Below are 2,716 nucleotides of genomic sequence, written 5' to 3'. Positions count from 1 at the left end.
GGTCAGGAATACGATCGGCACCGACGCCGCCTGCGCGAACGACCACCCCGCAGGAACCCGGGCCACCGTCCGCGCATCCGCCACCGCCACCGGCCCGAACGCACCCGAGAACATCCCCAACACCCGGTCACCGACCGCCAGCCCGGCCACACCCGGACCGACCCCGGTCACCACACCCGCACCCTCCAGACCGAAGTCCCGCGCGTCACCGGGGTACATGCCGAGCGCGTTGAGCACATCGCGGAAGTTCACGCCCGCGGCCCGCACCGCAATGCGGACATGACCGTGCGTCAGCTCGGCCTCCGCCTCCGGGACCGCCAGACCCCACACCGCCGCCAGAGCCGGATCCGCAACCCGCTCGTCGAGCGCCACAGCCCCCTCGGTCACCACCACCAGACGCGCGCCCTCGAACCGCTCCTCCGCCAGCCACTCCCGGGCCAGCTCCAGCACGCTCGTGGCGACCGCGTGGGCGGCCGCCGGATCGCTGGCGAGAGGACGCTCGACCCGCACCAGCACGTCACCGGCCATGGGCTCGTCCGGTGCGGGCAGACCGGCGCCCACCGCGGGGGCCGGTCCGGCGTCCGCCGGCACCCGCACCCAGTCGACCTGGAACAGCCCGTCCCTAGGCCCTCCGTCGGCCGAACCGAGGCCGCCGACCGCCTCACGCAGCACGAGTGAGTCCACGGAGGCCACCGCGCCGCCGGTGCTGTCCGCCAATTCCAATGCCACGGCGTCCGCGCCCACTGGGGCCACGCGCGCCCTCAGCTCGCGCGCGCCCGTGGCCCACAGCGACACCCCGCTCCACGAGAACGGCAGCCGGAGCGACCCGTCGGTACCGAACACGCCCCGCAGGACGGCGTGCAGGACGGAGTCCAGCAGCGCCGGGTGCATCCCGAAACGTTCCGCGAGGTCCTCGTGTGCGTCGGGCAGCGCGACCTCGGCGAACACCTCGTCACCGCGCCGCCACAGCGCACGCAGTCCCTGGAACACCGGTCCGTACGCCAACCCCAGTCCGCCGAGACGCTCGTACGCACCCTCGACCGGTTCCGCCACCGCCCCTTGCGGCGGCCACACACCGAAGTCGAACTCGAAGGAGCCGTCCGGACGTGGAACGGCCGCCTGGGTGCTCACCGCGCCGATGGCGTTGAGGGTCCACGCCTCGTCCTCCGAGGCGTTGTCGGGGCGGGAGAAGACACTGACGCCGCGGCGCCCGGACTCATCCGGGCCGTTCACCAGCACCTGGACCCGCACACCACCGAGCTCGGGGAGCACCAGCGGAACCGCGATCGTCAGTTCCTCCACCCGGTCGCACCCGACCTGGTCCGCCGCGCGCAGGACGAGTTCCAGGAAGCCGGTGCCGGGGAACACGACCGAGCCGGAGACCACATGGTCCCGCAGCCACGGATGGCTCTGCAGCGACAGGCGACCGGTGAACACCATGCCTTGGGAGTCGGCCGGCGCCACCGCGGCTCCGAGCAACGGGTGATCGGCGCCCGTGAGACCGAGGGCGGAGATGTCGCCGCCGAGCCGTTGTGCGTCCGGGGTCGGCCAGTAGCTCCTCCGCTGGAACGCGTACGTCGGCAGCTCAAGCGTGCGTGCTCCGCTCCCGGCGAAGACCGCGCGCCAGTCCACCTCGCCGCCGTGAGTGAACAGCGCGGCGACCGCGGCCAGCGTCGCCTCCGCCTCGGGCCGGTCCTTGCGCAGGCAGGGCAGCAGCAGAGCGCCCTCACTGTCCCCGTCCAGACAGCCCTGAGCGAGCGCGGTCAGTGTGCCGTCCGGGCCCAGCTCCACGAACCGCGAGACACCCCGCTCGGCGAGCGTGCGCACGGCGTCGCCATAGCGGACGGCCTGGCGGACGTGCCGCACCCAGTAGTCGGGGGTCATGAGCTCGTCGGGGTCCGCGGACGTCCCGGTGAGTGCGGAGACGAGAGCCATCTGCGGTTCGCCATACGTCAGCCCCTCCGCCACCGCGCGGAAGTCGGCCAGCATCGGCTCCATCAGTGGGGAGTGGAAGGCGTGGCTGACCCGGAGAGGTGTGGTCTTGCGGCCCTCGGCACGGAAATGCGCGGCCACCTCCTCCACCGCGTCCGCGGTGCCCGCCACGACCACTGCCCGCGGGCCGTTGACCGCCGCGAGACCCACCTGGTCGTTCAGCAGCGGCAGGACCTCGTCCTCCGTCGCCTGCACGGCGACCATCGCACCGCCGGCCGGGAGCGCCTGCATCAACCGGCCGCGAGCCGCCACCAGACGGCAGGCATCCGTCAGCGACCACACCCCCGCCACATGCGCGGCAGCGATCTCACCGATCGAGTGCCCGGCCAGCACATCCGGACGAACTCCCCAGGACTCCAGCAACCGGAACAGCGCCACTTCGAGCGCGAACAGGGCGGGCTGGGCGAACTCGGTCCGGTTCAGGCGGTCGGCGTCCTCGCCGAAGACGACCTCCCGCAGCGCGAACGGGAGTTCCGCGTCGACGGCGTCGAAGGCCTCCGCGAAGACCGGGTACGTCTCGTACAACTCCCGGCCCATACCGATCCGTTGGGAACCCTGCCCCGCGAATAGGAACGCCGTACGACCGCCCCCGGTAACCGCGGCGCCGGTGACCACATGCCCCACGGACTCCTGCTCGGCCACTGCCCGCAGACCAGACAGGGCCTGCTCCCGGTCGGCGGCCACGACCACGGCACGATGCTCCAGCGCGGAACGCGTCGTCGCC

General features: G+C 72.7%; 1 protein-coding gene. It reads right to left on the bottom strand.

Features of this window, described 5'->3' with window-relative positions:
- Positions 1-2,607, bottom strand: a 2,607-nt coding sequence (locus IH68_RS0148805) for an acyltransferase domain-containing protein (RefSeq protein ID WP_267883804.1), incomplete at its 3' end; no start/stop codon positions are given.
- Positions 2,608-2,716: the final 109 nt, after the last annotated feature.

Source organism: Streptomyces sp. NRRL S-646 (assembly GCF_000720765.1).
GTDB lineage: Bacteria > Actinomycetota > Actinomycetes > Streptomycetales > Streptomycetaceae > Streptomyces.
This window is presented reverse-complemented; position numbering and strand designations above follow the sequence as displayed.